This is a genomic window from Pseudomonas sp. USHLN015, assembly GCF_037153275.1.
Taxonomy (GTDB): Bacteria; Pseudomonadota; Gammaproteobacteria; order Pseudomonadales; family Pseudomonadaceae; genus Metapseudomonas; species Metapseudomonas tohonis.
In genome coordinates, this window is record NZ_JBBCKP010000007.1 from 322,371 (window position 1) to 348,772 (window position 26,402).

Consider the following 26,402-nt stretch of genomic DNA (forward strand, 5'->3'; position numbering starts at 1 on the left):
ACCGGGGGTCGAACCGGCCTTGTGTAGTTTTACTACATTTCGACGGCCGTTTCAGCACTCTGGACACAATCTTTCGTAGTAAAACTACAGATGGGCGGCGCGAGGCCAGCAACCACAGGCCCGGCGTACGCCGATCACAGGATAGACCATGAGCCTGCCCCCGCTTGTCGCCCTCCCTCCGCAACTGCAATCGCTCGCCGACCGTGCGCGCCAGGCCTTCACCTCCGATCAGGAGGGCCTTCCGGAATCCCTGCGTGCGGCATTCGACGGCTGGCCCGACGAACGGAAGCAGGCGTTCCTGCGGGTTTGCGCAGCCAGTGATTTCGTGGCCGAGCAGACGCGGCGCGACCCGGCGATGCTCATGCAGCTGGCGGAATCGGGCGAGTTGGAATGTACACTTAAAAATGGTGAATTGTGTACAAAATTGGATTCAATCCTCTCCACCTGTGCGAGTGAGGACGAGCTGGCGCACCACCTGAGGCGTTTTCGCAATCGCCAGCAAGTGCGCATCATCTGGCGCGACCTGACCCGCCAGGCGGACCTTGCGGAAACCTGCCGCGATCTCTCCGATCTTGCCGACGCCTGCATCGACGGCGCCTACCACTGGCTCTACAGCCGCCACTGCGCGCAGTTCGGCACCCCCACCGGGCGCCGCTCCGGACAGCCGCAGCACCTGGTCATCCTCGGCATGGGCAAGCTGGGCGCCCATGAGTTGAACCTGTCCTCTGACATCGACCTGATCTTCGGCTACCCCGAGGGCGGCGAGACCGAAGGTGCCAAGCGTGCGCTGGATAACCAGGAGTTCTTTATCCGCCTGGGCCAGAAGCTGATCAAGGCGCTGGACGCCATCACCGTCGACGGTTTCGCCTTCCGCGTCGACATGCGCCTTCGCCCCTATGGCTCGTCCGGCGCGCTGGTGCTCAGCTTCAATGCGCTGGAGCAGTACTACCAGGACCAGGGGCGCGACTGGGAGCGCTACGCGATGATCAAGGCACGGGTGGTCGGCGGTGACCAGCAGGCCGGCGCGCAGTTGCTGGAAATGCTGCGACCCTTCGTCTATCGCCGCTATCTGGACTTCTCGGCCATCGAGGCGCTGCGCTCGATGAAACAGCTGATCCAGCAGGAAGTGCGCCGCAAGGGCATGACCGAGAACGTCAAGCTCGGCTCCGGCGGTATCCGCGAGGTGGAGTTCATCGCCCAGGCCTTCCAGCTCATCCACGGCGGTCGCGACCTGAGCCTGCAGCAGCGCCCGCTGCTCAAGGTGCTGGCGACGCTCGAGGGGCAGGGCTATCTGCCGCCGGCGGTGGTGGCCGAGCTACGCGACGGCTATGCCTTCCTGCGCTACACCGAGCACGCCTTGCAGGCCATCGCCGACCGGCAGACGCAGATGCTCCCGGACAACGACCTGGACCGCGCCCGCGTCGCTTTCATCATGGGCTTCGACGACTGGTCGGCCTTCCATGAGCGGCTGATGTACTGGCGCGGTCGCATCGAGTGGCATTTCCACCAGGTCATCGCCGATCCCGACCAGGACGAGGAGGCGGGCCTGCAGGACGCCTGCGTCGGCGGCGAGTGGCTGTCGCTGTGGGAAGACGCCCTGGACGAGGAGAGTGCCTGCCGGCAATTGAGCGAGGCCGGGTTCCTCGACCCGCTGGCCGCCCTCAAGCGCCTGGTCGACCTGCGCAACGGCCCCCAGCTGCGCGCCATGCAGCGCCTCGGGCGCGAGCGCATGGATGCCTTCATCCCGCGCCTGCTGAACATGGCCAGCGAGCACGGCAAGCCCGACCTGGTGCTGGAACGCGTGTTGCCGCTGGTGGAGAAGGTGGCCCGGCGCTCGGCCTACCTGGTGCTGCTCAGCGAGAACCCCGGTGCCCTGGAACGCCTGATCACCCTCTGCGCCGCCAGCCCCTGGATCGCCGAGCAGATCGCGCGCTACCCGCTGTTGCTGGATGAACTGCTCAACGAAGGCCGCCTCTACCATCCGCCACTGGCCCCCGAACTCGCCGCCGAGCTGCGTGAGCGGCTGACCCGCATTCCCGAGGACGACCTCGAGCAGCAGATGGAGGCCTTGCGTCACTTCAAGCTGGCCCACAGCCTGCGGGTGGCGGCCTCCGAGATCGCCGGCACCTTGCCGCTGATGAAGGTCAGCGACTACCTGACCTGGCTGGCCGAAGCCATTCTCGACCAGGTGCTGGCCCTGGCCTGGCGCCACACCGTGGCCCGCCATGGTGCGCCGCGTCGCGCGGACGGCAGCGCCTGCGACCCGGACTTCATCATCGTCGGCTACGGCAAGGTCGGCGGGCTCGAGTTCGGCCATGGTTCCGACCTCGACCTGGTGTTCATCCACGACGGCGACCCGCAGGCGGAGACCGACGGCGCCAAGCCCATCGACGGTGCGCAGTTCTTCACCCGCCTGGGCCAGCGCATCATCCACCTGCTCACCACCCAGACCACCTCCGGCTCGCTCTACGAAGTGGACATGCGCTTGCGCCCTTCCGGCGCGTCCGGCCTGCTGGTGAGCTCGCTGGGGGCCTTCCAGCGCTACCAGGAGAACGAGGCCTGGACCTGGGAGCACCAGGCGCTGGTGCGCGCCCGCGTGCTGGTGGGCTGCAAGCGCGTAGCCGCGGCGTTCGACTCGGTACGCCTGGCGGTGCTGGGGCGCGAGCGCGAGCTGGCCACCCTGCAGCAGGACGTCAGCGAGATGCGGGCGAAGATGCGTACCACCCTGGGAACGCGCGAGACTGCGGCGGGAACCGCTGCGAACGCCTTCGAAAGCACCGTTCCCTTCGATCTGAAGCAGGACGCCGGCGGTATCGTCGATATCGAATTTATGGTGCAATATGCGGCCCTTGCCTGGTCGCGACAGCACCCTGAGCTGGTGCGCTACACCGATAACATCCGCATTCTCGATGGTCTCGAGCAGGTGGGATTGCTGTCCGGTGAAGCGGTCAGCCTGCTGCAGGAGGCCTACAAGGCCTATCGCTCCGCCGCCCACCGGCAGGCGTTGCAGAAGCAGCCGGGCGTAGTGAGTGGTGACCAGTTCCACGCGGAGCGCCAAGGCGTGATGCGGATCTGGCGCGAGTTGGGCTTGAGCTGACAGCCTGCTAACTCGCCGTGCTGAATCAATCGAACCTTTGAGGAGCTGGCAAATATGTCGATGGCCGATCGTGATGGCGTGATCTGGTATGACGGCGAACTGGTGCCGTGGCGCGAAGCGACCACTCACGTGCTCACCCACACCCTGCACTACGGGATGGGCGTGTTCGAAGGTGTGCGCGCCTACAACACCCCCGACGGCACGGCGATCTTCCGCCTGCAGGCGCATACCGACCGCCTGTTCGACTCCGCTCACATCATGAACATGCAGATCCCGTGGACCAAGGACGAGATCAACGAGGCCACCCGAGCCGCCGTGCGTGAGAACAACCTCGAAAGCGCCTACATCCGCCCGATGGTGTTCTACGGAAGCGAAGGCATGGGCCTGCGCGCCACCGGCCTCAAGGTCCACGTCATCGTCGCCGCCTGGAACTGGGGCGCGTACATGGGCGAGGAAGCGCTGCAGAAGGGCATCAAGGTGCGTACCAGCTCCTTCACCCGCCACCATGTGAACATCTCCATGACCCGCGCCAAGTCCAACGGTGCCTACATCAACTCGATGCTGGCCCTGCAGGAAGCCATTTCCGGCGGCGCCGACGAGGCCCTGATGCTGGACCCGGAAGGCTACGTGGCCGAGGGTTCCGGCGAGAACATCTTCATCATCAAGGACGGTGTGCTCTACACCCCCGAGGTGACCGCCTGCCTCAACGGCATCACCCGCAACACCGTGCTGCGCCTGGCCGAAGAACAGGGCCTGAAGCTGGTCGAGAAACGCATCACCCGTGACGAGGTGTACATCGCCGACGAGGCCTTCTTCACCGGCACCGCCGCCGAAGTGACCCCGATCCGCGAAGTCGATGGCCGCAAGATCGGCATCGGCAGCCGTGGCCCGGTGACCGAGAAGCTGCAGAAGGCCTACTTCGACCTGGTGACCGGCAAGACCGCCGCGCACGCCGAGTGGCGTACCCTGGTCAAATAAATAGACAAGGCTGCAAAGTGCAAGCCGCAAGCCGCGAGCAGTGGGTACTGCTTGGCGCTTGCGGCTTGTCGCTTGAGGCCCCGAAGCTGCCTTTATGAATATTCTGATCGTTGGCCCCTCCTGGGTGGGCGACATGGTGATGGCGCAGACACTCTTCCAGTGCCTGAAAGCCCGCCATGGCGACTGCCAGATCGACGTCCTGGCACCCGAGTGGAGCCGGCCCATCCTCGAGCGCATGCCCGAAGTGCGCCAGGCCCTGAGCTTCCCGCTCGGCCACGGCGCGCTGGAACTGGCCACGCGCCGCCGCATCGGCAAATCCCTCGCCGGTCGCTATGACCAGGCGATCCTCCTGCCCAACTCGCTGAAGTCGGCGCTGGTGCCCTTCTTCGCCGGGATTCCCAGGCGCACGGGCTGGAAGGGTGAGCTGCGCTATGGCCTGCTCAACGACATCCGCAAGCTGGACAAGTCCCGCTACCCGCTGATGATCGAGCGCTTCATGGCCCTGGCCTACGAGCCCGGTGCCGATTTGCCGCAGCCCTACCCGCGGCCGACCCTCGAAATCGACCCGGCGAGCCGCGACGCGGTATTGGACAAGTTCGGCCTGAGTCTCGATCGCCCCGTCCTGGCCCTGTGCCCCGGCGCCGAGTTCGGCGAGGCCAAGCGCTGGCCGGCCGAGCACTACGCCAAGGTCGCCGAGCTGAAGGTGCGCGATGGCTGGCAGGTCTGGCTGTTCGGCTCGAAGAACGACCACCCCGGCGGCGAAGACATCCGCATGCGCCTGATCCCCGGCCTGCGCGAAGAGGTGATCAACCTCGCGGGGCAGACCAGCCTGGCCGAAGCCATCGACCTGATGTCCTGTTCCGGTGCCGTGGTCTCCAACGACTCCGGCCTGATGCACGTGGCCGCCGCGCTCAACCGCCCGCTGGTGGCCGTCTATGGTTCCACCTCGCCGCTGTTCACCCCGCCGCTGGCGGAACAGGTGGAAGTGGTGCGCCTGGGCCTGGAGTGCAGCCCCTGCTTCGACCGCACCTGCCGCTTCGGCCATTACAACTGCCTGCGCCAACTCAAGCCGCGTCCGGTGATGGATGCCCTGGGGCGCCTGGTGGCGGACCCGGCCGAGGTCGCTGAATGAGGGTTTTGCTGGTCAAGACCTCATCCCTGGGTGACGTGATCCATACGCTGCCGGCGATCACCGATGCCGCCCGTGCCATTCCCGGCATCCAGTTCGACTGGGTGGTGGAGGAGGGGTTCGCCGAGATCCCCGCCTGGCACCCGGCCGTGGCCCAGGTCATCCCGGTGGCCATCCGCCGCTGGCGCAAGAACGTCGTGCAGACCATCCGCAGCGGTGAGTGGAAGCGCTTCAAGGCGCGCCTGCGCGAGACCCGCTACGACCTGGTGATCGACGCACAAGGGCTGTTCAAGAGCGCCTGGCTGACCCGTTACGCCAAGGCCCCGGTGGCCGGGCTGGATCGCGAGTCCGCCCGCGAGCCCGTCGCCGCGCGCTTCTACGACCAGGCCCACTCGGTGGCCTGGGGGCAGCACGCCGTCGAACGGGTACGCCAGCTGTTCGCCAAGGCGCTGGACTACCCGCTGCCGGCGACCACCGGCGATTACGGCCTCAACCGTGCGCAACTGGCCGATGCGCCGGGTGGCGCGCCGTACCTGCTGTTCCTCCACGGCACCACCTGGGATACCAAGCACTGGCCCGAAGCCTACTGGCGCGACCTCGCCGAGCGGGTCTGCGAGCACGGCTGGAACTTGCGCCTGCCCTGGGGCAACCCGAATGAGAAGGCGCGGGCCGAGCGCATCGCCGAGGGCTTGGAAAACGCCGCGGTGCTCCCCAGATTGTCCCTGGCGGGGATGGCCAAGGTACTGGCCGGCGCGCGTGCCTGCGTGGCGGTGGACACCGGCCTGGGCCACCTGGCGGCGGCGCTGGATGTGCCGACCCTGTCGCTCTACGGGCCGACCAATCCCGGCTTCACCGGTGCCTATGGGCGTTCGCAGGTGCACCTGGGCAGCGACTTCCCTTGCGCGCCGTGCCTGAAGAAGACCTGCACCTACCAGCCGACCGAGGACGACAGGCGTCGCTTCGACCTCAAGCGCGAGCAGCCCCTGTGCTTCACCCGGCTGAACCCGCAGCGCGTGGCCACCCAGCTGGAGGCCCTGCTGCTGACCGAGGACACACACTGATGCAACTGGCATTCGTGCTCTACAAGTACTTCCCGTTCGGTGGCCTGCAGCGTGACTTCATGCGCATCGCCCAGGACTGCCAGTGCCGTGGGCACGCCATCCGCGTCTACACCATGATCTGGGAAGGCGACATCCCGGACGGTTTCGAGGTGCTGATCGCGCCGGTCAAGGCGCTGTTCAACCACAAGCGCAACGAGAAATTCACCGCCTGGGTCGGGGCCGACCTGGCCAGGCGCCCGGTGGACCGGGTGGTCGGCTTCAACAAGATGCCGGGCCTGGACGTCTACTACGCCGCCGATCCCTGCTTCGAGGACAAGGCGCAGACCCTGCGCAACGGCCTGTATCGCAAGTGGGGTCGCTACAAGCATTTCTCCGACTACGAGCGCGCGGTGTTCGCCCCCGAGTCGAAGACCGAGGTGCTGATGATCTCCGAGGTGCAGCAGCCGTTGTTCGTGAAGCACTACGCCACGCCGGCCGAGCGCTTCCACCTGCTGCCGCCGGGCATCGCCCCTGACCGCCGCGCCCCGGCCAACGCCGCCGAGATCCGCGCCGAGTTCCGTCGCGAGTTCAAGCTGGCGGACGACCAGTTGCTGCTGGTGCAGATCGGCTCCGGCTTCAAGACCAAGGGCCTCGACCGCAGCCTGCGTGCGCTCGCCGCGCTGCCCAGGGCACTGAAGAAGCGTACCCGGCTGATCGTCATCGGCCAGGACGACCCCAAGCCCTTCATCCTGCAGATGAAGACACTGGGCATTTCCGACCAGGTCGAGATCCTCAAGGGGCGCAGCGACATCCCGCGCTTCCTGCTGGGTGCCGACCTGCTGATCCACCCCGCCTACAACGAAAACACCGGGACCGTGCTGCTGGAGGCGCTGGTCGCCGGGCTGCCGGTGCTGGTGACCGACGTCTGCGGCTACGCCCACTACATCGACGAGGCCAGGGCAGGCCGCGTGGTGCCGAGCCCCTTCGAACAGGAGCAGCTGAACCGCATGCTGGCCGAAATGCTCGACGACGATAACGCCCGCACCGAATGGGCCCGCAACGGCCTGGCGTTCGCCGACACGGCGGACCTCTACAGCATGCCGCAGCGCGCGGCCGACGTGATCCTGCAGGCACGGCCATGAAGCTGATGCTGGAACAACCCTTCAAGGACCTCTGGGCCGGGCGTGACCCGTTCGCCGAGGTGGAGAAGCTGCAGGGCGAGGTGTTCCGCGAGCTGGAGGCCCGGCGCACCCTGCGCACCGAGGTCGACGGGCGCGGCTACTTCGTGAAGATCCACCGTGGCATCGGCTGGGGCGAGATTTTCAAGAACCTGGTCACCGCCAAGGCGCCGGTGCTGGGCGCCGGCCTGGAGTGGGCGGCCATCCAGCGCCTGCAGCGCGCCGGGGTGCCGACGATGACCGCGGCGGCCTTCGGCGAGCGCGGCAGCAACCCCGCGCAGCAGCATTCCTTCATCATCACCGAGGAGCTGGCGCCGACCATCAGTCTCGAGGACTTCAGCCTCGACTGGGTACAGAACCCGCCGGCCCCGGCGCTCAAGCGCGCCCTGATCGACGAGGTCGCGCGCATGGTGCGCGAGATGCACCGCGCCGGGGTCAACCACCGCGACTGCTACATCTGCCACTTCCTCCTGCACACCGACAAGCCGGTCACGGCGGGGGACTTCCGTCTCTCGGTGATCGACTTGCACCGCGCCCAGGTGCGCGAGAGCACGCCGCGCCGCTGGCGCGACAAGGACCTGGCGGCGCTGTACTTCTCCGCGCTGAACATCGGCCTGACCCGGCACGACAAGCTGCGCTTCCTCAAGGTCTACTTCCAGCAGCCCCTGCGCCAGGTGCTGCGTGAGGAGATCGGCCTGCTGGCCTGGATGGAGCAGAAGGCCGCACGCCTGCTGGCGCGCTACCAGCGCAAGTACGTGGAAGGAGCAGCGGATTGAGTGACTGGAAACTGGCGCCCGGGCTCGACGCCGATGTCGCCCGGCTGTTCGCCGATCTCGACGCGGTGTTCGCCCTGCAAGGGGACTGGATCACCGGTGACCCGCTCTCCGAGGTGCTGCGGGTCGAGCACGCCGGCATCCGCTACTACGTCAAGCGCTACTGGGGCGCGGGCAAGGGCCTGCGCCGCTGGATCGGCCGGCCACGGGTCAAGGCCGAGTGGCAGAACCTCAAGAACTTCAGCAAGTGGGGCATCCCCACGGCTCCGGTGGTGGGCTGGGGCCTGGAGCGCCGCTTCGGCCGCTTCCACCGTGGCGCGCTGATCACCCGCGAGCTGGAGCGCACCTCCGACATGGCGGCCCTGGCGCAGCGCGACGACGCCCGCCTGGAAGACGCGACCTGGGTCGATGGCGTCAGCCGCCAGCTGGCCCGTGCCACCCGCGCCATGCACGACCATCACTTCGCCCACAACGACCTGAAGTGGCGCAACCTGCTGGTCAACGACGAGGGCGAGCTGTTCCTCATCGACTGCCCCACCGGCGCATTCTGGTTCGGCCCCTTCCTGCGGCGCCGCATCGTCAAGGACCTGGCCTGCCTGGACAAGGTCGCCAAGTACAAGCTGAGCCGCACCCAGCGCCTGCGCTTCTACCTGCAGTACCGCGGGCGCCAGCGCCTGAACGTCGGCGACAAGCGGCGGATCAGGCAGATCATCGGTTTCTTCGAGGGACGCGAATGAGCGACTTCATCGCCACCAGCGACCGGGACATCCTGGCCCGCCATGGTCTCGACAGTTTCGAGGCGCTGTGGAACCTGCAGCTCGAGGCCGTGGACGCCCCCAACACCGGCCGGGGAGGCTGGAGCAGCGTGTTCCGCCTCGACCTGGGCGATGCCGCCTACTACCTCAAGCGGCAGAGCAACTACCTCAGCCGCAGCCTGGCGCGGCCCTTCGGCGAGCCCACCTTCGCCCGTGAGTTCCGCAATATCCAGCGCTACCAGGCGCTGGACGTGCCGGCCCTGCGCGCCGCGTTCTTCGCCGAGCGGGAGGTGCACGGCGAGCGCCGGGCCATCCTGCTGACCCGCGCACTGGACGGCTGGACCGAACTGGCCGAGTTGCTGGATCGCTGGCCCTCCCTGGGCGAGGACCAGCGCGCGGCGATCATCCTCGCCGTGGGCACCCTTGCACACCGGCTGCATGCGGCCGGCCAGGTGCATGGCTGCTTCTATCCCAAGCACATCTTCCTGCGCGAGATCGGCGGGCATTACGAGAGCTGCCTGATCGACCTGGAGAAGACCCGGCCGCTGCTGCTGGGCCGTCGTGACCGGGTCAAGGACCTCGAGCCGCTGGTGCGCCGGGCCAACCCCTGGGGCGAGAGCGAGCTGCGCGAGCTGCTGGTGGCCTACCTGGGCGCCGGGCACTCCAGCAGCGATGTCGACACCTGGGTCCGGCGCCTCGGTGCGCGCCGTCGCAACAAGGAGCGCCGCGCTTGAAGCTGGCTGAACTCACGGGCGCCGGTCGTGCGCCGACCCTGCCGCTGCTCGTGGACGCCGAGGGCGGCCTGGAGCTGATCCAGCTGTTCCGCGTGCTGCCCGGGCAGCGCTATGTAGGGCGCGCCCGCTGGCAGGAGCGCGACGTGCTCGTCAAGCTGGTGGTGGGCGCCAAGGCGGAGCGTCACTACCAGCGCGAACTGGCCGGTGCGCGGCTGCTTGCCGAGCAGGGCCTGCCGACGCCGGCGCTGCTGGCCGAAGGCTTTGCCGCAGGGCAGGGCGGCTGGCTGCTGTTCGATTACCTGGAAGGTGCCCGCAGCCTGTGGGACGACTGGCGCGCGGTGGAAGCCGAGGCGCCGCTCTCCGATGGCCAGCAGGCCGTGCTGGGCGAGGCCCTGGCGCTGGTCGGCCAACTGCACGGCAAGGGCCTGGTCCAGGAAGACCTGCACCTGGACAACATCCTCCGCCACCAGGGTGCGCTGCAACTGATCGATGGCGGCGGCGTGCGTGGCGAGTCCCCCGGGCAGAGCCTGTCGCGGGACAAGGTACTGGCCAATCTCGGCGTGTTCTTCGCCCAGTTGCCGGCGAGCCTCGACCCCTTCCTCGAAGAACTGCTGGTGCATTACCTGCTGGCCAACGGCGAACATGCGCTGCCGCTGGAGATGCTGCAGCAGGAAATCGCCCGGGTACGCCGCTGGCGCCTGCGCGACTTCCTCGGCAAGGTCGGGCGCGATTGCAGCCTGTTCAGCGTGATCGGCTCGGCCTTCGGCTTGCGCGCTGCCCGGCGTGATTCGCTGGATGCCCTGGCGCCGGTGCTGGCCGATCCCGATGCGGCCATCGCCGCCGGTCGCCTGCTCAAGGGCGGCGGCACCGCCACCGTGGCGCAGGTGGAAATCGATGGGCGGCCGGTGTTGCTCAAGCGTTACAACATCAAGGGCCCGCTGCATTGGCTCAAGCGCTTCTGGCGCCCGAGCCGCGCCTGGCACAGCTGGAAGGAGGGCAATCGCCTGGCCTTCCTCGGCATCGCCACGCCGCGCCCGCTGGCGATGATCGAGCGCCGCTGGTGCTGGCTACGGGGCCGTGCCTACCTGATTACCGAATATCTGTCCGGGCACGATATAATCGCCCGTTTTCGAGACGCCCAGGTCGATCCGCAGGGCAATGGCCTGCCGGCAGAGTCCGATCTGCAGGCGCTGGACCGCTTGTTCGCCGCGTTGATCCGCGAGCGCATCAGCCATGGCGATCTCAAGGGACACAACCTGTTCTGGCAGGACGGCGCCTGGTGCCTCATCGATCTCGACGCCGTGCAGCAGCACCGCAGCGAGCGCAGCTTCGCCAAGGCCTATGCCCGTGATCGCACCCGCTTCCTGCGCAACTGGCCTGCCGACTCGGCGTTGTACCAGTTGCTGGACCGACGTTTACCCAAGACAGCTTGAAGCCGTGAGCTTGAAGCTGGAAGAAAGAGCCCTACGGGGCGTGAACCCTATGACCGCTGCAGGCTTGCGCTTCCCGCTCCGGGCTTTCAGCTGCTTTGAAGAGGCTTAACACTGTGGCACTGACGATTCTCGGCCTTTCCGGCGCCCTCAGCCATGATCCGTCCGCTGCGCTCTACATCGACGGCAAGCTGATCGCGGCCGCTGAAGAAGAGCGCTTCGTGCGCGACAAGCACGCGAAGAACCGCATGCCCTACGAATCGGCCAAGTTCTGCCTGGAGCAGGCCGGCATCAAGCCGTCCGACGTCGACGTGGTGGCCATCCCCTTCGCGCCCATCAGCCTCTTCGGCAAGGCCCGCTGGCAGTACGCCAAGCGCTACTGGTACGCACCGGACCGCGCCCTCGACGCGATCCTCATGGGCAACCGTCGCTACAAGCGCTACCGCAACAAGATCGTCTGGTGCCTGGAGCAACTGGGCTTCGACGCCAAGAAGGTGAAGATCGAGCCGGTCGAGCACCACCTGGCCCACGCCTCCAGCGCCTACCACTGCTCCGGCTTCAAGGAAAAGACCGCCATCCTCGGGATCGACGGCAAGGGCGAGTACGCCACCACCTTCTTCGGCTGGGGCGAGAACGGCAAGATCCACAAGATCAAGGAATTCTTCGACCCGGACTCCCTCGGCGGCCTCTATGGCGCGATCACCGAGTACCTCGGCTTCGAGATGCTCGACGGCGAGTTCAAGGTCATGGGCATGGCGCCCTACGGTGACGCCGCCAAGTACGATTTCTCCCGCCTGGCCAAGTTCGAGAACGGCGAGCTGGTGATCAACACCGAGTACGCCAACGTCATCGGCTTCCGCCGCTACAAGGAGAACGGCAAGGGCTACTACTTCTCGCCCAAGCTGATCGAATGGCTCGGCCCGAAACGCCAGGGCGACATCGCCGACGACCCCTACATCCATTACGCCGCCAGCATGCAGGCGCTGTTCGAGAAGCTGGCGCTGGAGATGATGGAGTACTACCTCGGCGACATCCTGCGCGAGACCGGCAAGATCGCCTTCGCTGGCGGCTGCGCACTGAACGTCAAGCTGAACCAGAAGATCATCGCCCGCCCGGACGTGAAGGAGCTGTTCGTCCAGCCCGCCTCCGGTGACGCCGGCACCGCCGTCGGCGCCGCCGCCTACGTCTCGCATAAGCGCGGCGTGCCGGTGGAGAAGATGGAACACGTCTACCTCGGCCCGTCGTTCTCCAACGAGGACGTCATCGCCGCCTGCGCCAGACATCCGAACAAGCCGGTGTTCAAGCGCATCGAGAACACCCCGCAGCGCATCGCCAGCATCATGGTCGCCGGCAATCCGGTGGCCTGGTTCCAGGGCCGCATGGAATTCGGTCCGCGCGCCCTGGGTGGCCGCTCCATCATCGGTTGCCCGAGCATCCCCGGCGTCGCCGACCGCATCAACGAGCAGATCAAGTTCCGCGAGCGCTGGAGGCCCTTCTGCCCGTCGATGCTCGACACCGTGGCGCCGAAGATGCTCAAGGTGGATCACCCGAGCCCGTTCATGACCTTCACCTTCGAGGTCAACGACGAGTGGAAGGAGCGCGTTTCCGAAGTCGTGCACGAGGACGGCACCTCCCGCGCCCAGGTCCTGGAGCGCCGCCACAATCCGCGCTGGTACGACCTGATGCTCGAACTGGAGAAACTGACCGGTAACGGCGTGTCCCTGAACACCTCCCTCAACCGTCGTGGCGAGCCGATGATCTGCTCGCCCACCGACGCGCTGAACATGTTCTACGGCTCGGACCTGCAGTACCTGATCATGGAAGACGTGTTGGTCGTCAAGGATGGCGTGGACTGGTATGACAGTGTCGGATAGCCCGCTGCTCAGCGTCGTCATCCCGGCGTACAACTACGCCAGGGTGCTGCCGCGGGCGGTCGAGTCGGTGCTCTCCCAGGCCGGCGATGATGTGGAGCTGTGGGTCGTCGACGACGGCTCCAGTGATGACACCCCTGCGGTGTTCGAAGCCCTGGCGGCCCGCCATGGCGAGCGCTTCCGGGGGGTACGCCAGGACAACGCCGGCCCCTCTGCCGCCCGCAACCACGGTGTGCGGCTGGCTGGCGGGCGCCATGTGTTGCTCCTGGACGCCGATGATGAACTGGTACCTGGCATGCTGCCCCGCCTGTGCGAGCAGTTGCGTGCCGAGCCCGACATCGGTTTGTGGCTGGCCGGACATGTCGCGGTGCAGCCCGACGGCCGTGAGCGCGAACACCCCGCTTCACCGCTTCCAGACGGTATTGCCGAGCGCCTTTCCGCCTACTTGCTGGACAAGACCATCGCCATCAGCCACGGCGCCTGTTTATTCAGGCGCGACCTGCTGCTCCAGCGGCCCTATCCGGAGCACCTGCGCCACAGCGAAGATATCCCCGTGTTCGCCTACGCCCTGGCTCATGGTCCGGTACGTCGCCTGGATTTCTCCCTCGCGCGCGTCCACAAGCACTCCGGCAGCTTGCGGCACAACGCCGAGGCCGCACGTAAGGTGGATCTGAAGCTGGTGGACGAGGTATTCGACAGGCTGCCCGCCGCTGCGCAGGCGCTGCGTCACCGCTACAAGGCGCAACGCTGCCTGTCGTTGTTTCGTACTTGCATGCTGGCCGGCGACCAGGACGGTGCCCGCTACTACTATGGTGAGGCGCTGCGAGTCGACTGGCGCGTACTGTTCAAATTTTCATACAGCCGCAAGGCCTTGCGCTTGTGGCTGGGAGCCAAGAAGTCGGTATGAGTCAGCGCCGTATCAAAGTTCTACAGTTGCAAAACTACTACAACGTCAACGCCTCGGACCTTGCCGAGCAGATTGTCCAGGCCTTGCCGGCCGAGTGCTATGAGGTCACTACAGCATTCCTGCGCGGTCGTCCTGGCCCCGGCGAGCCTGTGAGCAAGGCCGGCCGTTCCATCTATTTTGGCTACCGTCAGTCTCAGGTTAGCGGGCTGCGCCTGCGTGCCCTCTGGGCGCTCTACAAACACTGTCGTGAAGAGAAATACGACGCGGTAATTGGCCACCGTTTCAAGCCGGTGAATATGCTGATGCTGCTGAACAAGCTGCTTGGCTTTCGTGCCTGCATCGGCGTCGCCCATGGCTTCGGCGAGTACGACCGCTCCTTCCGTTGCTGGACTGTGCGCCAGTTGGTGACATCGAACTGGCGCCTGGTGGGCGTATCTCGTGCCGTGCGCAACTATCTGGTCGAGGCCGGTGCCGGTTTCACTTCGGCCAACACCTGCCAGATCAACAACGCCATCGACATCGACCGTGCAGAAAGTCTGCAGCTACCCCGCGCGAGTGCGCGCGAGCTGCTTGGCTTGCCGGCGGACGCTTTTGTGTTCGGGGCCATTGGTCGTCTGGTGCCGGTCAAGGGCCATATCCACTTGCTGCGCGCTTTCGCCGAAATCAAGGATGAATGGCCCGTAGCGCTGCTGGCAATCATCGGTGAAGGCCGTTCGCGTGCCGACCTGGAGGCCGTGATTGCGGAGCTGGAGCTTGAAGGGTGCGTTCGACTGCTGGGTGCCAAGGACGATGCGCTGCAGTACGTGCGGGCATTCGACAGCTTTGTCATGCCGTCCCTCAGCGAAGGCCTACCCTTGGCGCTGTTGGAAGGCATGAGTGGCCGCTTGCCCGTTATTGGCTCGGATATTCCCAGCCTCAAGCCGATTCTGGAGGACTGTGGTGGCCGCATTTTCCCATCAGGTCAGCATGCTGCGCTGGCAAAACACTTGCGGGCGGTGATGGCACTCACTGACGCGGAACGCATCGAGGAGGGCGAGCGGGCTTATGGCTACCTCCGCCGCGCCCATTCGATCGAGGACTTCCGTCGCCAGTATCGAGAGTTGTTGGCGGGGCTGCTGGAAGGGGATCGCCATGACTGATACCCAGGATTTGCCTCTGGTCAGTGTGATCATTTCCTCCTACAACCATGGCCAGTACATCGAGGCCTGTATCAATAGCGTGCTGGCGCAGACCTACCCTGGCATCGAGTTACTGGTAGTAGATGACGGTTCTAGCGATGACAGCGTTGCACGCATCCGCAGAATGCAAGAGGAGCACGGCTTCGACTTCGTCGCTCGTGAGAACAGGGGGCTTGCCCGTACCCTCAACGAGCTGGTGGCGCGTTCGAAGGGCAGCCTGGTCGCTCCTTTCGGCTCCGATGACGTGATGCTGCCCGAGCGTCTGGCGCTGCAGGTGGCTTACATGCAGGACAAGCCGGAAGTGGGTATCTGCGCCGGCAATATACGCACCATCGATGAGCAGGGCCGAGCGATTCCTGGAAAGGATCGCAATCGTCCCCTGCGTCGCCTGGATTTCGAGGATCTTTTCAACGCCAGGAAGGACGGGGCTCCGGCACCCACACTGCTGTTTCGTCGCGATGCGCTAGATGCGGTAGGCGGGTTCGATCCAGCGATACGCCTGGAAGACCTACTGATCGAGTTGAAGATTACCCATGCAGGCTACTTCATTGATATTTTGCCCGATGTGCTGGCTCTCTACCGGGTGCACGACACCAATACCTACAAGAACCGGCGCATGATGATCGACGCCGTGATGGCCACCTATGCCCACTTTGGTGACCACCCGAACCATGCCGAGGTTTGTGCACGCTTTATCAACTCGATGCTGCTGAAGACCGCGCGTGATGACAAGCCGCTGGCCCGTGAACTGCTGGGGCGCCTGCCGTTGCGCTATTGGAACGGCAAGACCCTCAATGCACTCGGCCGCCTGTACCTGGGCTAGCCGGGCAGAGTCGCCTTGGACAGGTCACGTTCGAAACGTACTGCGGCCGTCTGGCCGCAGCTCGCCGCGTAGCCACGAATCCAGGCCTGGCGATGTTCGCTAAGCAACCAGCCGGCATCTTCCTTGTAACGAAGAATGTGTTGCAGGTTACGCCGGCGCTTCCACCTCGCTAGCGGTAGATTGGCAATCTTCATGTCTGATAGATCTATCAGGCCCAACTCGCCGTCGGGCAGTTGCAGCACGTTGCCCAGATGCAGGGATCGGAAGTACACCCCCAACTGGTGCAGCTTGCCCAGGAAGGCGCCGAATAACTCGACTTCCTGCTCCCGGCTCGCCGTATCAAGGTGGCGCCAGCGGTTCCTGAGCGTATCTCCGGGCAAAGGGCGATAGATCACGGCGTTCAGTTGCAGTTCCGGGATCAGCAGCAGTTGTTGGATCTCCGGGCTGACGATGCCGAGTTCGCGAAGGCGCTCGGCATTGTTCGCGAAACGCCGAGATGGCGGAGACCAGAGTGCAGAACTGAGCATGCGCTTGCGTCGGTACAGCTTGAGGAAGTCCCCGTTTTTCAGGCGTGCTACCTTCAGGCCATGGCCATCACCTTCAATGGCTGTCGAGTCGGTCAGTAGTTCCTGCAGTTCTGATGCGCTCAGGTTTTTCATTCCTTACCCAGGCCTCGCTTTTGGATAGCCAGGGCGATCACCAGGCTCAGCGGAATCCAGATAAGGAACCAGCTCTCGTTAGGGCGAGACAGGAAGCTGCTGCCTTCGGTCAGGCCTGCTGCCAAGCCGTAGACCACCAGCGCTGAGGCGACCTGGAAGCCCTTGTCGTTGCGTTGGCGCAGGCAGTGCCAGAGGCCGAGGCCATGCAGCACAAGCCAGAAACCCAGCCCCACGAGGCCCAACTCGAGAAGTACCGCGAGTTCAACGTTGTGTGGGTCGCTCAGTATGGTGCTGAGACCTTCGATTATGAAGACGAAGCGGTGGTCGTAGCCATGTCCGAGCCAGAGGTGATCTTGGGCCTGACGCAGGGCGTCTGCCCAGATTTGGGGGCGGAAGGAGCCACCGCGCTGCAGCAGCAGATCGGGGAAAAAGGCCAGGCAGAGCCCACCTGTCACTGCAATGGTGAGTATCAGCAAGGTGGCGCGGCGGGGTGTTATAAGCAGCATCCAGAGGCTGGTTACAACCAGTGCCATCAGTGGCGTGCGTGAGCCAGTGGCGAGCAGGGCCAGCAATATCGGCAGAGTCATGAGTGGCGCTAGCCACTCTTGGCGAATATCGCGGCTTAGCCAGGTTGCGATCCAGTAAGTGCAGAACATGCCCAGGACATGAGAGGTGAGCAGCGGGTTGCGCAGGGCGCCGCTGCCTATCAGGCGGTTCTCGGGGGGCGGGTCCAGCAGGAACAAGACCAGGTTCACGAGTGCGGCAAAGGCGGCGAGCACGGCTGCGGTGCGCAAGGTGCGCAGCAATAATTCGCGGCTTTCCAGGGCGATCAGGCTGCAGGCAGCCATAAACAGAAGCAGATACAGTGGCCGCTTGGCCAGCCCGCCAACGCTATCGTCAGTACCCGACCAGCCGAGGGTGATAAGCATCCAGGCCGAGAAGGCCAGGAAGACAAGCACCATGGGTTCATGCAGCAGGTCTTTGCAGCGACGGGGCGCCAGAATCAGGGCCAGAAGCGCGGGGAAGGCGACCAGGGCATAGAACACCTTGGTGTAGACACTGCCATTGGGCAGCCAGAACAGCCCGGTGAGCAGTACCAGATAGCCGAGCACCAGCCAGCGCTTGACGATGAAAAAGCTAAGAGACTGCCACCGGGACTGTGAGAGCATGAAAGACGCCTGCACCTGAGAAGGTCTATATCCGTGAAAAGGGCTGCATCTTAGTCCAACAACGGTGGCTAGGCACGCTGTGGTAAGCTCTCCGCCTTTTCTGCCACCCCCAGGCCGAGCGAATGACCGAGCAACATCCGACGCAATCCCAGCCGTCCAGCCTGAAGATCTATCTGCGGCTGCTGAGCTATGTCCGCCCATACATCTGGCAGTTCGTGCTGAGCATCGTCGGCTTCGTGATCTTCGCCACGACCCAGCCGATGCTGGGTGCGATCCTGCAGTACTTCGTCGATGGGTTGAACGACCCGAGCGTGGTGCTCTTCCCCAATGTGCCGGTGCTGCGGGACCTGCAGCTGCTGCAGATGGTGCCGCTGCTGATCGTGCTGATCGCCGCCTGGCAGGGCGTTGGTTCCTTCCTCGGCAACTACTACCTGGCCAAGGTCTCCCTCGGACTCGTTCATGACCTGCGGGTGGCGCTGTTCAATAACCTGCTGGTGCTGCCCAACCGCTATTTCGACAACCACAACTCGGGGCACCTGATCTCGCGCATCACCTTCAACGTCACCATGGTGACGGGGGCCGCGACCGATGCCATCAAGGTGGTGATCCGCGAGGGGATGACGGTGGTCTGCCTGTTCGCCTACCTGTTGTGGATGAACTGGCGCCTGACCCTGGTGATGGTGGCGATCCTGCCGCTGATCGCATTCATGGTGACCACGGCCAGCCGCAAGTTCCGCAAGCAGAGCAAGAAGATCCAGGTGGCCATGGGGGATGTCACCCACGTGGCGTCCGAAACCATCCAGGGCTATCGCGTGGTGCGCAGCTTCGGTGGCGAGCCCTACGAGGAAGCGCGCTTTCTCGACGCCAGCCAGAGCAATACCGACAAGCAGCTGCGCATGACCAAGACCGGTGCCGTCTACACGCCGATGCTGCAACTGGTGATCTTCTCCGCCATGGCGGTGCTGATGTTCCTCGTGCTGTTCCTGCGCGGTGATGCATCGGCGGGCGAGCTGGTGGCCTACATCACCGTGGCCGGCATGCTGCCCAAGCCCATCCGCCAGTTGTCGGAGGTCAGCTCCACGGTGCAGAAGGGCGTGGCGGGTGCCGAGAGCATCTTCGAGCAGCTGGACGAGGTGCCGGAGACCGATACCGGCACCGTCGAGCGTGAGCGGGTGGTGGGCAGGCTGGAGGTGCGCGACCTGACCTTCCGCTACCCCGGTACCGAAAAATCCGTGCTCGATGGCATCAGTTTCACGGCCGAACCCGGGCAGATGGTTGCCCTGGTGGGGCGTTCCGGAAGTGGCAAGTCGACGCTGGCCAACCTGATCCCGCGCTTCTACCAGCACAGCGAAGGGCAGATCCTCCTCGATGGCGTCGAGGTCCAGGATTACCGCCTGCGCAACCTGCGCCGACACATCGCGCTGGTGACCCAGCAGGTCAATCTGTTCAATGACTCGGTGGCCAACAACATCGCCTATGGAGACCTCGCCGGCGCGCCGCGCGCGGACATCGAGCGAGCGGCCGAGGCCGCCTATGCCAGCGAATTCATCGAGAAGCTGCCCCAGGGCCTGGACACCGAGGTCGGCGAGAACGGCGTGCTGTTGTCCGGCGGCCAGCGCCAGCGCCTGGCCATCGCCCGCGCGCTGCTGAAGAACGCGCCGCTGCTGGTGCTGGACGAAGCCACTTCGGCGCTGGACAACGAGTCCGAACGGCACATCCAGAAGGCGCTGGACCGGGTGATGGATGGCCGCACCACGCTGGTCATCGCCCATCGTCTGTCCACCATCGAGAAGGCCGACCTGATCCTGGTGATGGACCAGGGCCGCATCGTCGAGCGCGGCAACCACGCCGAGCTGATCGCCCTGGATGGCTATTACGCGCGCCTGCACGCCAACCAGTTCGCCGAGGACAAGGCCCACGTGGCGGAGCGCGGCTGAGCGGTACATGTGCCTGATATGTACATGACGATGAGACGTTCAATCCCAGGGACCGGGCGGTGCTGAACCTGATACGCGCCTGCCGAGAACGCGGCTGGCGCCCACTGAATGCCGCCGACTATGCCGCCGTCTGGTCACGTTTCGGCGGCAGCCTGGTGACCCACCCGGATGTGGTGGAGCGCCTGTCCGCGATGGCCGGCATCCCGGTGCGCTACCTCGGCTGGTTCGAGGGTGACGAGCCGGTCGCCGCCGCTCCCACCTGGGGTCGCCACCTCGCCTTGTCGAGGGATGCCCTCAAGCGTGCCGGCAAGCGGCATCTGTTCGATCTCGGCAATGCCGAGGTGCTCCTGCCGGCGCGACCGGACAGTGGAGCGGTCTTGCGCCATCGCGGCGCCTACCTGGGCGAACCCAACCAGAGCCGCCTGCAGGGGCTGCGCCTGCAGAAGGACGCGCTGGCGCTGTGCCGTGCGCCCGAGGAATTCTCCAAGAAGTTCCGCTACAACCAGCGCCGCGAGCTGCGCCTGCTGGAAGAGGCCGGTGGCACCCTGAGGCCGATCGCGGAACTCGCTCCCGCCGAACTGGCGGCCGTCTATACCGAACTGTTCGAGCGTCGCTGGGGCTTCGATGTGCCCGGCAAGGGGCATCTGGAAGAAGTGTTCGGGCTGCTGCGGGAATTCCTCAGCGGCAGCCTGTTGTTGCTGGAGGGAGCACCCATCGCCGTTCAGGTGGTGTACAGGGTCGAATCTCCAGAATGGATCAGCGCCGAATACATCAACGGCGGCGTCGATCCACAAAGCCGGGACTTCAGCCCCGGCAGCGTCCTCAGCTTCGTCAATACGCAGGCCGCCTGGGAAGATGCCCGGGCCAGAGGCAAGGCCCTGCGCTATTCGTTCGGGCGCGCAGATGTGGAATACAAGGATCGTTGGTGCAACAAGGTTCCCGTCTTTCGGGTGTGAGTGAATGGAAACACGCAAGCAGCTGCTCCTGCGCCGCCATCGGCGCCACAAGCGTTTGTTCATGCTCGGTGCCTTGCTGGTGCTCATGGCGCTGGACTGGTTCGGCTCCTGGAGCACCACCCCGGTGCTCCTCGTGCTCGGCTGGATCGCCCACGAGGCCTGGTTCGCCGATCATCTCTTCTATTCACCGCGGGATGACTACCAGTACCGCTTCCCCGGCAGCGCCCGGGCGTTGCCCGTGAGCCTGGTGGATGGGCGCCTGGACCCGGGCGGCGCCGCCTGGCCCGAGGACGCGGAGACGCTGGTGCTGGAAGTGGTGATCCGCAGCCGCTGGCTCGGTCGCTGGCTCGACCCGCATGTGCTGGTCGAATGTGGCGAAGGTATCGACCGCCAGGACTTCGAGCGGGGCGTGAACGGGCGCCGCTATATCAACCTTTCCGGGGCTCAGGCGGCCCTGGCCGCCGGCACGTTGCGCCTGCGAGGGCGTTTCTGCCGGCTGGCGCCGACCGCCACGCTGCATGCCTTCAGCAACCCCGACTACGCCAGGAAGAAGGTGCTGGTCATCGCGCCTCATGCGGACGATGCCGAGTTGGCGGCCTTCGGGCTCTACAGCCGCTGCAGCGACGTGCACATCGTCACCCTGACCCAGGGCGAGATCGAGGCCCAGGTCTATCGTCGCCTTGGGCTGGATGCCGCTGCCGCTGCACGCCTCAAGGGGCGCCTGCGCAGCTGGAGCAGCCTGGCGGTGCCGCTCTGGGGCGGCGTACCGGCTACCCGGTGCCTGCAGCTGGGCTACTACTGCCTGCGCCTGGAAGCCATGGAGGCCGAGCCGGACAAGCCTTTCGCCTCGCTGGAATCCGGGGAGGCGGACATCCGCAGCGTCCGCCGCTTCAACGCCCTGGCACTGCCTGGCGATCTCGATGGTGCACCGACCTGGGACAACCTGGTGGGTGACCTGGCGGCCCTGCTGGCCCGCCTACAGCCCGACGTGGTGGTGGTGCCGCATCCGCAGCTCGACCCGCATCCGGATCACGTCCAGGCCAGTCGCGCCCTCGACCAGGCCATCTGCAAGAGTGGCTGGACCCCTTCGGTGCAACTGCTCTATGCCAACCACCTTGTCGACAACGACCGCTGGCCCATGGGCCCGGCCGGGGGCGGCATCGCCCTGCCGCCGTGCATCGAGCCGCTGCCGGCGGATGACCTGTGGAGTCCCGTGTTGTGCGAACAGGCGCGCCTGGACAAGGCCCAGGCGCTGGCCATGCAGCATGACCTGCAGGTGCCGCTGTCGTTCAAGAAGCGCCTGCGCCGGACCATCCAGTGGCTGCTCGCCGCCCGTCGCTGGCCGGAGAGTGGCGAGGACGACTTCTTCCGCAAGGCGGTGCGCCGCCACGAGCTTTTCTGGGTGAGACGCCTTTCCGATTGACGGCCTCCGGCGACGGGGCGGGTCAGCTGCTATGTTATGATCCGCGCCGTTTTTTCATGCTCTGGAGTCTTCATGAAGCTCACCATGCCCCGTTTCGATCTGGCCCCCGTTCTGGTGGTGGGCGACGTCATGCTCGACCGTTACTGGCATGGCGGCACCTCGCGCATCTCCCCCGAGGCGCCGGTGCCCGTGGTGCGTGTCGACCAGATCGAAGACCGCCCGGGCGGTGCCGCCAACGTGGCGCTGAACATCGCGGCCCTTGGCGCTCCCGCCGCCCTGGTGGGAGTGACCGGTGAAGACGAGGCTGCCGCCAGCCTGCTCGCCAGCCTGGGTGCTGCCGGCGTCGACGCACGCTTCCAGCGCATCGCCACGCAGCCGACCATCGTCAAGCTGCGGGTCATGAGCCGCCACCAGCAGTTGCTGCGCATGGATTTCGAAGAGCCCTTCGAGACCGATGCCGAGGCCCTGGCCGTCGAGGTCGAGCGCCTGCTCGGCGGGGTCAAGGTGCTGGTGCTATCCGACTACGGCAAGGGCGCGCTGAAGAACCACCAGGCGTTGATCCAGGCCGCCCGGCGCAAGGGCATCCCGGTGCTCGCCGACCCCAAGGGCAAGGACTTCGGCATCTACCGCGGCGCCAGCCTGATCACCCCCAATCTCAACGAATTCGAAACCATAGTCGGACGCTGCGCCGACGAGGCCGACCTGGTCGCCAAGGGCGCGCAACTGATGCGCGAACTGGACCTCGGCGCCCTGCTGGTGACCCGTGGCGAACACGGCATGACCCTGCTGCGTCCCGACCAGCCCGCCCTGCACCTGCCGGCGCGCGCCCGAGAGGTGTTCGACGTCACCGGTGCCGGCGACACCGTGATCTCCACCCTGGCCGCCAGCCTGGCTGCCGGCGAGGAGCTGCCCCAGGCCGTGGCCCTGGCCAACCTGGCCGCGGGCATCGTGGTCGGCAAGCTGGGTACCGCCGCCATCAGCGCCCCCGAACTGCGCCGCGCCGTGCAGCGCGAGCAGGGCTCCGAGCGTGGGGTGCTGAGCCTCGACCAACTGCTGCTGGCCATCGAGGACGCCCGCGCCCATGGCGAGAAGATCGTCTTCACCAATGGCTGCTTCGACATCCTCCATGCCGGCCACGTGACCTACCTCGAGCAGGCCCGCGCCCAGGGCGACCGCCTGGTGCTGGCGGTCAACGACGACGCCTCGGTCAGCCGCCTCAAGGGCCCCGGCCGTCCGATCAACTCGGTGGACCGGCGCATGGCCGTGCTCGCCGGCCTCGGCGCCGTCGACTGGGTGGTGAGCTTCAGCGAAGACACCCCCGAGCGCCTGCTCGGCCAGGTCAAGCCGGACATCCTGGTCAAGGGCGGCGACTACGGCATCGAGCAGGTGGTGGGCGCCGACATCGTCAAGGCCTACGGCGGCGAAGTGCGTGTCCTCGGCCTCGTGGAGAACAGCTCCACCACCGCCATCGTCGAGAAGATCCGCAGCCGCTGATCCTCCCCCCGAGCGGGTGGCCGTCGTGCCACTCGCCCGCGTCCCGTCGGTCATAGGCGCGCTTGTTTCCGGCGCGCATCATCCAGGCATCCTCACCCCGCGTGGAGCGAGATGCCCATGAGTACCGATGCACAGGGACGCGCCCTGTCCATGCTGAACCGCGTCGCCCAGGCCGACTGGCCGGACCGGTTCAAGCTGCGCAAGCCCTTCGAGAAGCTTCTCTACACCGGCAGCCGCGCCGGCTTCCAGATGGTCGCCGAGCGTTCCGGCAAGGCCGCCAAGACGCCGCGCAAGGCTGACCCGGATGCGCTCTTCGACCTGTCCCTGAGCGACGAGCAGCAGATGATCAGGGAGATGCTCCAGGGCTTCGCCCTGGAAGTGCTGCGCCCGGCCGCCCACGACGCCGATGCGCGCGGTGCCATCCCCGCCGACCTGCTCAACCAGGCGCTGGAACTGGGCCTCGCCCACTACGGCGTCGGCGAGGTGCACGGCGGCATGGCCGGCGAGCGCACCACCGTCAGCAACGCGCTGATCGCCGAGGCGCTGGGCCAGGGCGACCTGTCCCTGGCCGCCTCGCTGCTGGTGCCGCTGTCCGCCGCCAACTGCATCCGCCGCTGGGCCTCGCCCGAGCAGCAGGCGCGCTGGCTGCCGGCCTTCGTCGGCGAGGAACGTCCACCGCTGGTGGCCATCGCCGTCAGCGAACCCGGCGTGCTGGCCGACCCCCACCGCCTGGCCACCAAGGCCCGGCGCAAGGGCAAGCACTACCAGCTCACCGGTGAGAAATGCCTGGTGCTCGAGGGGCTCAATGCCAGCCAGCTGATCGTCGCCGCCGAGGCCGAGAATGGCCCGGCGCTGTTCCTCGTCGAGGGCGGTGCCAGGGGGCTGGAGCGCCAGGCCGAACCCGCCATGGGACTCAAGGCCTGTTCGACGGCGCGCGTGCTGCTGAAGGGCGTCAAGGTGCCGACGGAGAATCGCCTGGCCGCCGCCGACTTCGATTACCCACGCTTCCTCGATTTCACCATCCTCGCCTGGTGTGCCCTGGCCCTGGGCACCGGCCAGGCGGCGCTGGACTACGTCGTCACCTACTGCAACGAGCGCGTCGCCTTTGGCGAGCCCATCAGCCACCGCCAGGGTGTCGCCTTCATGGTCTCGGACATCGCCATCGAGCTGGACGCCATGCGCATGATGGTCTGGCGCGCCTGCGCCCGGGCCGAGCGTGGCGAGCCCTTCCAGCGCGAGGCCTACCTGGCGCGCCTCCTTTGCGCCGAGAAGGCGATGAAGATCGGCACCGACGCGGTGCAACTGCTGGGCGGCCATGGCTTCACCAAGGAGCACCCGGCCGAGCGCTGGTACCGCGACCTCCGCGCCGTGGCCCTTATGTCCGGCGGCCTCCACCTGTGAGAACCGGTTTTGATCGGCTGCGCGTCGGGCCTGCAGCGTTGAAAGCCGGCTCGGAATGCTCATTTACAGCGCGTAAATTGCGCTTTCTCGCCGGTTTTCGCCTTGCATGCCTCTAGCTCGCACGATCGAAATCCGATTCTGAGGACTTTGTGATGAACCTTGAAACCCCGAAGAAATTCCGTGGCCTGGCCAATCAGGCGCACCAGGTGGCGGCCAACTACTTCCGCCCCATTTCCCGCAAGTACGACAAGGCCGAGCACGCCTATCCCAAGGAGCTGGACCTGCTCGCCGCCCTGCTGGACGGCATGAACGCCGGTTCCCCCGACGCCGTCGGCGCCACGTCCGCCAGCAAGCGCGGCAGCGGCCAGGTGGAGGAGGGCGTGCGCAACGGCGGCAACCTCTCGGCGCTGCTCGGGGTCATCGAACTCTGCTGGGGCGATGTCGGCCTGCTGCTGGGCATGCCGCGCCAGGGGCTGGGCAATGCCGCCATCGCGGCGGTGGCCAACGAGGAGCAGCTCAAGCGCTTCGGCAGCACCTGGGCGGCCATGGCCATCACCGAGCCGGGCTGCGGGTCGGACTCCGCCGCCATCCGCACCACGGCGGTGAAGGATGGCGACCACTACGTGCTCAATGGCGAGAAGATCTTCGTCACCTCCGGCGAGCGCGCCGATGCGGTGGTGGTCTGGGCGACCCTGGACAAGAGCCTGGGGCGTGCGGCGATCAAGTCCTTCGTGGTGGAGAAGGGCACGCCGGGCATGAGCGTCACCCGCCTGGAGAAGAAGCTGGGCATCAAGGCGTCCGACACGGCGTCCATCAGCTTCAGCGATTGCCGGGTGCCGGCGGCCAACCTGCTGGGCAACGCGGAGATCGATGTACAGAAGGGGTTCGCCGGGGTCATGGAGACCTTCGACAACACCCGTCCGCTGGTGGCCGGCATGGCCATCGGCGTGGCCAAGGCTTCGCTGGATCGCACCCGTGAGCTGCTGAAGAAGGCCGGTTGCAGGTTCGACTACCGCAAGCCGTTGCTCAGCGTGACCCACGCCGAAGCCACCCTCTACCGGCTGGAGGCCGAGTGGGAGGCGGCGCGCCTGCTGACCCTCAAGGCTGCCTGGATGGCGGACAACAAGCTGCCCAACTCCAAGGAGGCCTCCATCGCCAAGGCCAAGGCCGGGCGCGTGGCCAACGAGGTGACGCTCAAGTGCGTGGAGCTGGTCGGCGCGCTGGGGTATGGCGAGGACGAGCTGCTCGAGAAGTGGGCGCGGGATTCGAAGATCCTCGACATCTTCGAGGGGACGCAGCAGATCCAGTTGCTGATCGTCGCCCGTCGCCTGCTCGGCAAGAGCTCCAGCGAACTCAAGTGATTCTGTTGTAGTGCCCGATTGGCCCCGCTCCGGCGGGGTTCTTTTTTGCGGCGCCTGCGACACCCGCCCCGGTGCGCGCGCCCACCTACGCGGGGGCATTCTTCGGACT

At 66.0% G+C, this 26,402-nt stretch carries 21 protein-coding genes; 19 read left to right on the forward strand and 2 right to left on the reverse strand.

Annotated features, from left to right (window positions below; translation table 11 throughout):
- Positions 1 to 148: 148 nt before the first annotated feature.
- From glnE to WFQ67_RS16605, 13 genes are all read left to right on the forward strand, one after another.
- On the forward strand, positions 149 to 3,097 hold the full coding sequence (gene glnE / locus WFQ67_RS16545) for a bifunctional [glutamate--ammonia ligase]-adenylyl-L-tyrosine phosphorylase/[glutamate--ammonia-ligase] adenylyltransferase (protein WP_213626662.1): 2,949 nt from the start codon (positions 149 to 151) through the stop codon (positions 3,095 to 3,097).
- Between the two features lie 54 nt (positions 3,098 to 3,151).
- Positions 3,152 to 4,075: a branched-chain-amino-acid transaminase gene (gene ilvE, locus WFQ67_RS16550; RefSeq protein WP_213626660.1), complete on the forward strand. Its 924-nt coding sequence runs from the start codon at positions 3,152 to 3,154 to the stop codon at positions 4,073 to 4,075.
- 94 nt (positions 4,076 to 4,169) lie between these two features.
- Positions 4,170 to 5,207, forward strand: coding sequence for a lipopolysaccharide heptosyltransferase II (gene waaF, locus WFQ67_RS16555; RefSeq protein WP_337057579.1), 1,038 nt, complete (start codon positions 4,170 to 4,172; stop codon positions 5,205 to 5,207).
- Positions 5,204 to 6,265 (forward strand): lipopolysaccharide heptosyltransferase I, encoded by a 1,062-nt coding sequence (waaC, locus tag WFQ67_RS16560; RefSeq protein ID WP_263151475.1) that lies wholly within the window; start codon positions 5,204 to 5,206, stop codon positions 6,263 to 6,265. Before waaF ends, waaC begins: the two co-directional genes overlap by 4 nt.
- Positions 6,265 to 7,386: a glycosyltransferase family 4 protein gene (locus tag WFQ67_RS16565; RefSeq protein ID WP_337057580.1), complete on the forward strand. Its 1,122-nt coding sequence runs from the start codon at positions 6,265 to 6,267 to the stop codon at positions 7,384 to 7,386. Before waaC ends, WFQ67_RS16565 begins: the two co-directional genes overlap by 1 nt.
- Positions 7,383 to 8,198 carry a lipopolysaccharide core heptose(I) kinase RfaP gene (gene rfaP, locus WFQ67_RS16570; RefSeq protein WP_213626652.1) on the forward strand — a complete coding sequence of 272 codons (816 nt, stop codon included), beginning with the start codon at positions 7,383 to 7,385 and terminating at the stop codon, positions 8,196 to 8,198. Before WFQ67_RS16565 ends, rfaP begins: the two co-directional genes overlap by 4 nt.
- Positions 8,195 to 8,932 (forward strand): lipopolysaccharide kinase InaA family protein, encoded by a 738-nt coding sequence (locus WFQ67_RS16575; protein ID WP_263151472.1) that lies wholly within the window; start codon positions 8,195 to 8,197, stop codon positions 8,930 to 8,932. Before rfaP ends, WFQ67_RS16575 begins: the two co-directional genes overlap by 4 nt.
- Positions 8,929 to 9,684 carry a lipopolysaccharide kinase InaA family protein gene (locus WFQ67_RS16580; protein ID WP_173171280.1) on the forward strand — a complete coding sequence of 252 codons (756 nt, stop codon included), beginning with the start codon at positions 8,929 to 8,931 and terminating at the stop codon, positions 9,682 to 9,684. Before WFQ67_RS16575 ends, WFQ67_RS16580 begins: the two co-directional genes overlap by 4 nt.
- Positions 9,681 to 11,117 carry a lipopolysaccharide kinase InaA family protein gene (locus WFQ67_RS16585; RefSeq protein ID WP_337057582.1) on the forward strand — a complete coding sequence of 479 codons (1,437 nt, stop codon included), beginning with the start codon at positions 9,681 to 9,683 and terminating at the stop codon, positions 11,115 to 11,117. The genes WFQ67_RS16580 and WFQ67_RS16585 overlap by 4 nt, the downstream gene beginning before the upstream one ends.
- A gap of 113 nt (positions 11,118 to 11,230) precedes the next feature.
- The gene (locus tag WFQ67_RS16590; protein WP_337057583.1) at positions 11,231 to 12,988 is read left to right on the forward strand and encodes a carbamoyltransferase family protein; all 1,758 of its coding nucleotides are present in this window, start codon (positions 11,231 to 11,233) and stop codon (positions 12,986 to 12,988) included.
- Positions 12,972 to 13,892 carry a glycosyltransferase family 2 protein gene (locus WFQ67_RS16595; RefSeq protein ID WP_337057584.1) on the forward strand — a complete coding sequence of 307 codons (921 nt, stop codon included), beginning with the start codon at positions 12,972 to 12,974 and terminating at the stop codon, positions 13,890 to 13,892. Before WFQ67_RS16590 ends, WFQ67_RS16595 begins: the two co-directional genes overlap by 17 nt.
- Positions 13,889 to 15,031: a glycosyltransferase gene (locus WFQ67_RS16600; protein ID WP_337057585.1), complete on the forward strand. Its 1,143-nt coding sequence runs from the start codon at positions 13,889 to 13,891 to the stop codon at positions 15,029 to 15,031. The genes WFQ67_RS16595 and WFQ67_RS16600 overlap by 4 nt, the downstream gene beginning before the upstream one ends.
- Positions 15,024 to 15,893, forward strand: coding sequence for a glycosyltransferase (locus tag WFQ67_RS16605; RefSeq protein WP_337057586.1), 870 nt, complete (start codon positions 15,024 to 15,026; stop codon positions 15,891 to 15,893). Before WFQ67_RS16600 ends, WFQ67_RS16605 begins: the two co-directional genes overlap by 8 nt.
- Here WFQ67_RS16605 and WFQ67_RS16610 read toward each other — a convergent pair.
- Both WFQ67_RS16610 and WFQ67_RS16615 read right to left on the reverse strand, forming a co-directional pair.
- Complete coding sequence (locus WFQ67_RS16610; RefSeq protein ID WP_285960628.1) at positions 15,890 to 16,552, reverse strand: lipopolysaccharide kinase InaA family protein; 663 nt, start codon at positions 16,550 to 16,552, stop codon at positions 15,890 to 15,892. The genes WFQ67_RS16605 and WFQ67_RS16610 overlap by 4 nt on opposite strands.
- Positions 16,549 to 17,721, reverse strand: coding sequence for an O-antigen ligase family protein (locus tag WFQ67_RS16615; protein ID WP_337057587.1), 1,173 nt, complete (start codon positions 17,719 to 17,721; stop codon positions 16,549 to 16,551). Before WFQ67_RS16615 ends, WFQ67_RS16610 begins: the two co-directional genes overlap by 4 nt.
- 122 nt (positions 17,722 to 17,843) lie before the next feature.
- On the opposite strand from WFQ67_RS16615, the gene msbA reads away from it, so the two are divergent.
- The 6 genes from msbA to WFQ67_RS16645 all read left to right on the forward strand — a co-directional run bounded on the left by msbA (position 17,844) and on the right by WFQ67_RS16645 (position 26,293).
- Complete coding sequence (gene msbA, locus WFQ67_RS16620; RefSeq protein ID WP_213626637.1) at positions 17,844 to 19,658, forward strand: lipid A export permease/ATP-binding protein MsbA; 1,815 nt, start codon at positions 17,844 to 17,846, stop codon at positions 19,656 to 19,658.
- 59 nt (positions 19,659 to 19,717) lie between these two features.
- Positions 19,718 to 20,614 carry a GNAT family N-acetyltransferase gene (locus tag WFQ67_RS16625; RefSeq protein ID WP_337057588.1) on the forward strand — a complete coding sequence of 299 codons (897 nt, stop codon included), beginning with the start codon at positions 19,718 to 19,720 and terminating at the stop codon, positions 20,612 to 20,614.
- Between the two features lie 4 nt (positions 20,615 to 20,618).
- Entirely contained in the window at positions 20,619 to 22,037 is a 1,419-nt protein-coding gene (locus WFQ67_RS16630) for a PIG-L deacetylase family protein (protein ID WP_337057589.1), read from the forward strand.
- Positions 22,038 to 22,109: 72 nt separating this feature from the next.
- On the forward strand, positions 22,110 to 23,531 hold the full coding sequence (gene hldE, locus WFQ67_RS16635; RefSeq protein ID WP_213626631.1) for a bifunctional D-glycero-beta-D-manno-heptose-7-phosphate kinase/D-glycero-beta-D-manno-heptose 1-phosphate adenylyltransferase HldE: 1,422 nt from the start codon (positions 22,110 to 22,112) through the stop codon (positions 23,529 to 23,531).
- Between the two features lie 111 nt (positions 23,532 to 23,642).
- A complete protein-coding gene (locus tag WFQ67_RS16640; RefSeq protein ID WP_337057590.1) occupies positions 23,643 to 24,932 on the forward strand; it encodes an acyl-CoA dehydrogenase family protein in 1,290 nt (429 codons plus the stop codon).
- A 152-nt stretch (positions 24,933 to 25,084) separates the two neighbouring features.
- Positions 25,085 to 26,293, forward strand: coding sequence for an acyl-CoA dehydrogenase family protein (locus tag WFQ67_RS16645; RefSeq protein WP_173171305.1), 1,209 nt, complete (start codon positions 25,085 to 25,087; stop codon positions 26,291 to 26,293).
- The last annotated feature ends 109 nt before the right edge of the window (positions 26,294 to 26,402 follow it).

Bases quoted from the DNA above. Each gene is read 5' to 3' on its own strand.
- rfaP (WP_213626652.1), top strand. From the start codon at position 7,383: ATGAAGCTGATGCTGGAACAACCCTTCAAGGACCTCTGGGCCGGGCGT.
- waaF (WP_337057579.1), top strand. From the start codon at position 4,170: ATGAATATTCTGATCGTTGGCCCCTCCTGGGTGGGCGACATGGTGATG.
- WFQ67_RS16645 (WP_173171305.1), top strand. From the start codon at position 25,085: ATGAACCTTGAAACCCCGAAGAAATTCCGTGGCCTGGCCAATCAGGCG.
- WFQ67_RS16605 (WP_337057586.1), top strand. From the start codon at position 15,024: ATGACTGATACCCAGGATTTGCCTCTGGTCAGTGTGATCATTTCCTCC.
- glnE (WP_213626662.1), top strand. From the start codon at position 149: ATGAGCCTGCCCCCGCTTGTCGCCCTCCCTCCGCAACTGCAATCGCTC.
- WFQ67_RS16610 (WP_285960628.1), bottom strand. From the start codon at position 16,552: ATGAAAAACCTGAGCGCATCAGAACTGCAGGAACTACTGACCGACTCG.
- WFQ67_RS16595 (WP_337057584.1), top strand. From the start codon at position 12,972: ATGACAGTGTCGGATAGCCCGCTGCTCAGCGTCGTCATCCCGGCGTAC.
- WFQ67_RS16600 (WP_337057585.1), top strand. From the start codon at position 13,889: ATGAGTCAGCGCCGTATCAAAGTTCTACAGTTGCAAAACTACTACAAC.
- WFQ67_RS16630 (WP_337057589.1), top strand. From the start codon at position 20,619: ATGGAAACACGCAAGCAGCTGCTCCTGCGCCGCCATCGGCGCCACAAG.
- WFQ67_RS16580 (WP_173171280.1), top strand. From the start codon at position 8,929: ATGAGCGACTTCATCGCCACCAGCGACCGGGACATCCTGGCCCGCCAT.
- WFQ67_RS16640 (WP_337057590.1), top strand. From the start codon at position 23,643: ATGCCCATGAGTACCGATGCACAGGGACGCGCCCTGTCCATGCTGAAC.
- hldE (WP_213626631.1), top strand. From the start codon at position 22,110: ATGAAGCTCACCATGCCCCGTTTCGATCTGGCCCCCGTTCTGGTGGTG.
- WFQ67_RS16615 (WP_337057587.1), bottom strand. From the start codon at position 17,721: ATGCTCTCACAGTCCCGGTGGCAGTCTCTTAGCTTTTTCATCGTCAAG.
- ilvE (WP_213626660.1), top strand. From the start codon at position 3,152: ATGTCGATGGCCGATCGTGATGGCGTGATCTGGTATGACGGCGAACTG.
- msbA (WP_213626637.1), top strand. From the start codon at position 17,844: ATGACCGAGCAACATCCGACGCAATCCCAGCCGTCCAGCCTGAAGATC.
- waaC (WP_263151475.1), top strand. From the start codon at position 5,204: ATGAGGGTTTTGCTGGTCAAGACCTCATCCCTGGGTGACGTGATCCAT.
- WFQ67_RS16565 (WP_337057580.1), top strand. From the start codon at position 6,265: ATGCAACTGGCATTCGTGCTCTACAAGTACTTCCCGTTCGGTGGCCTG.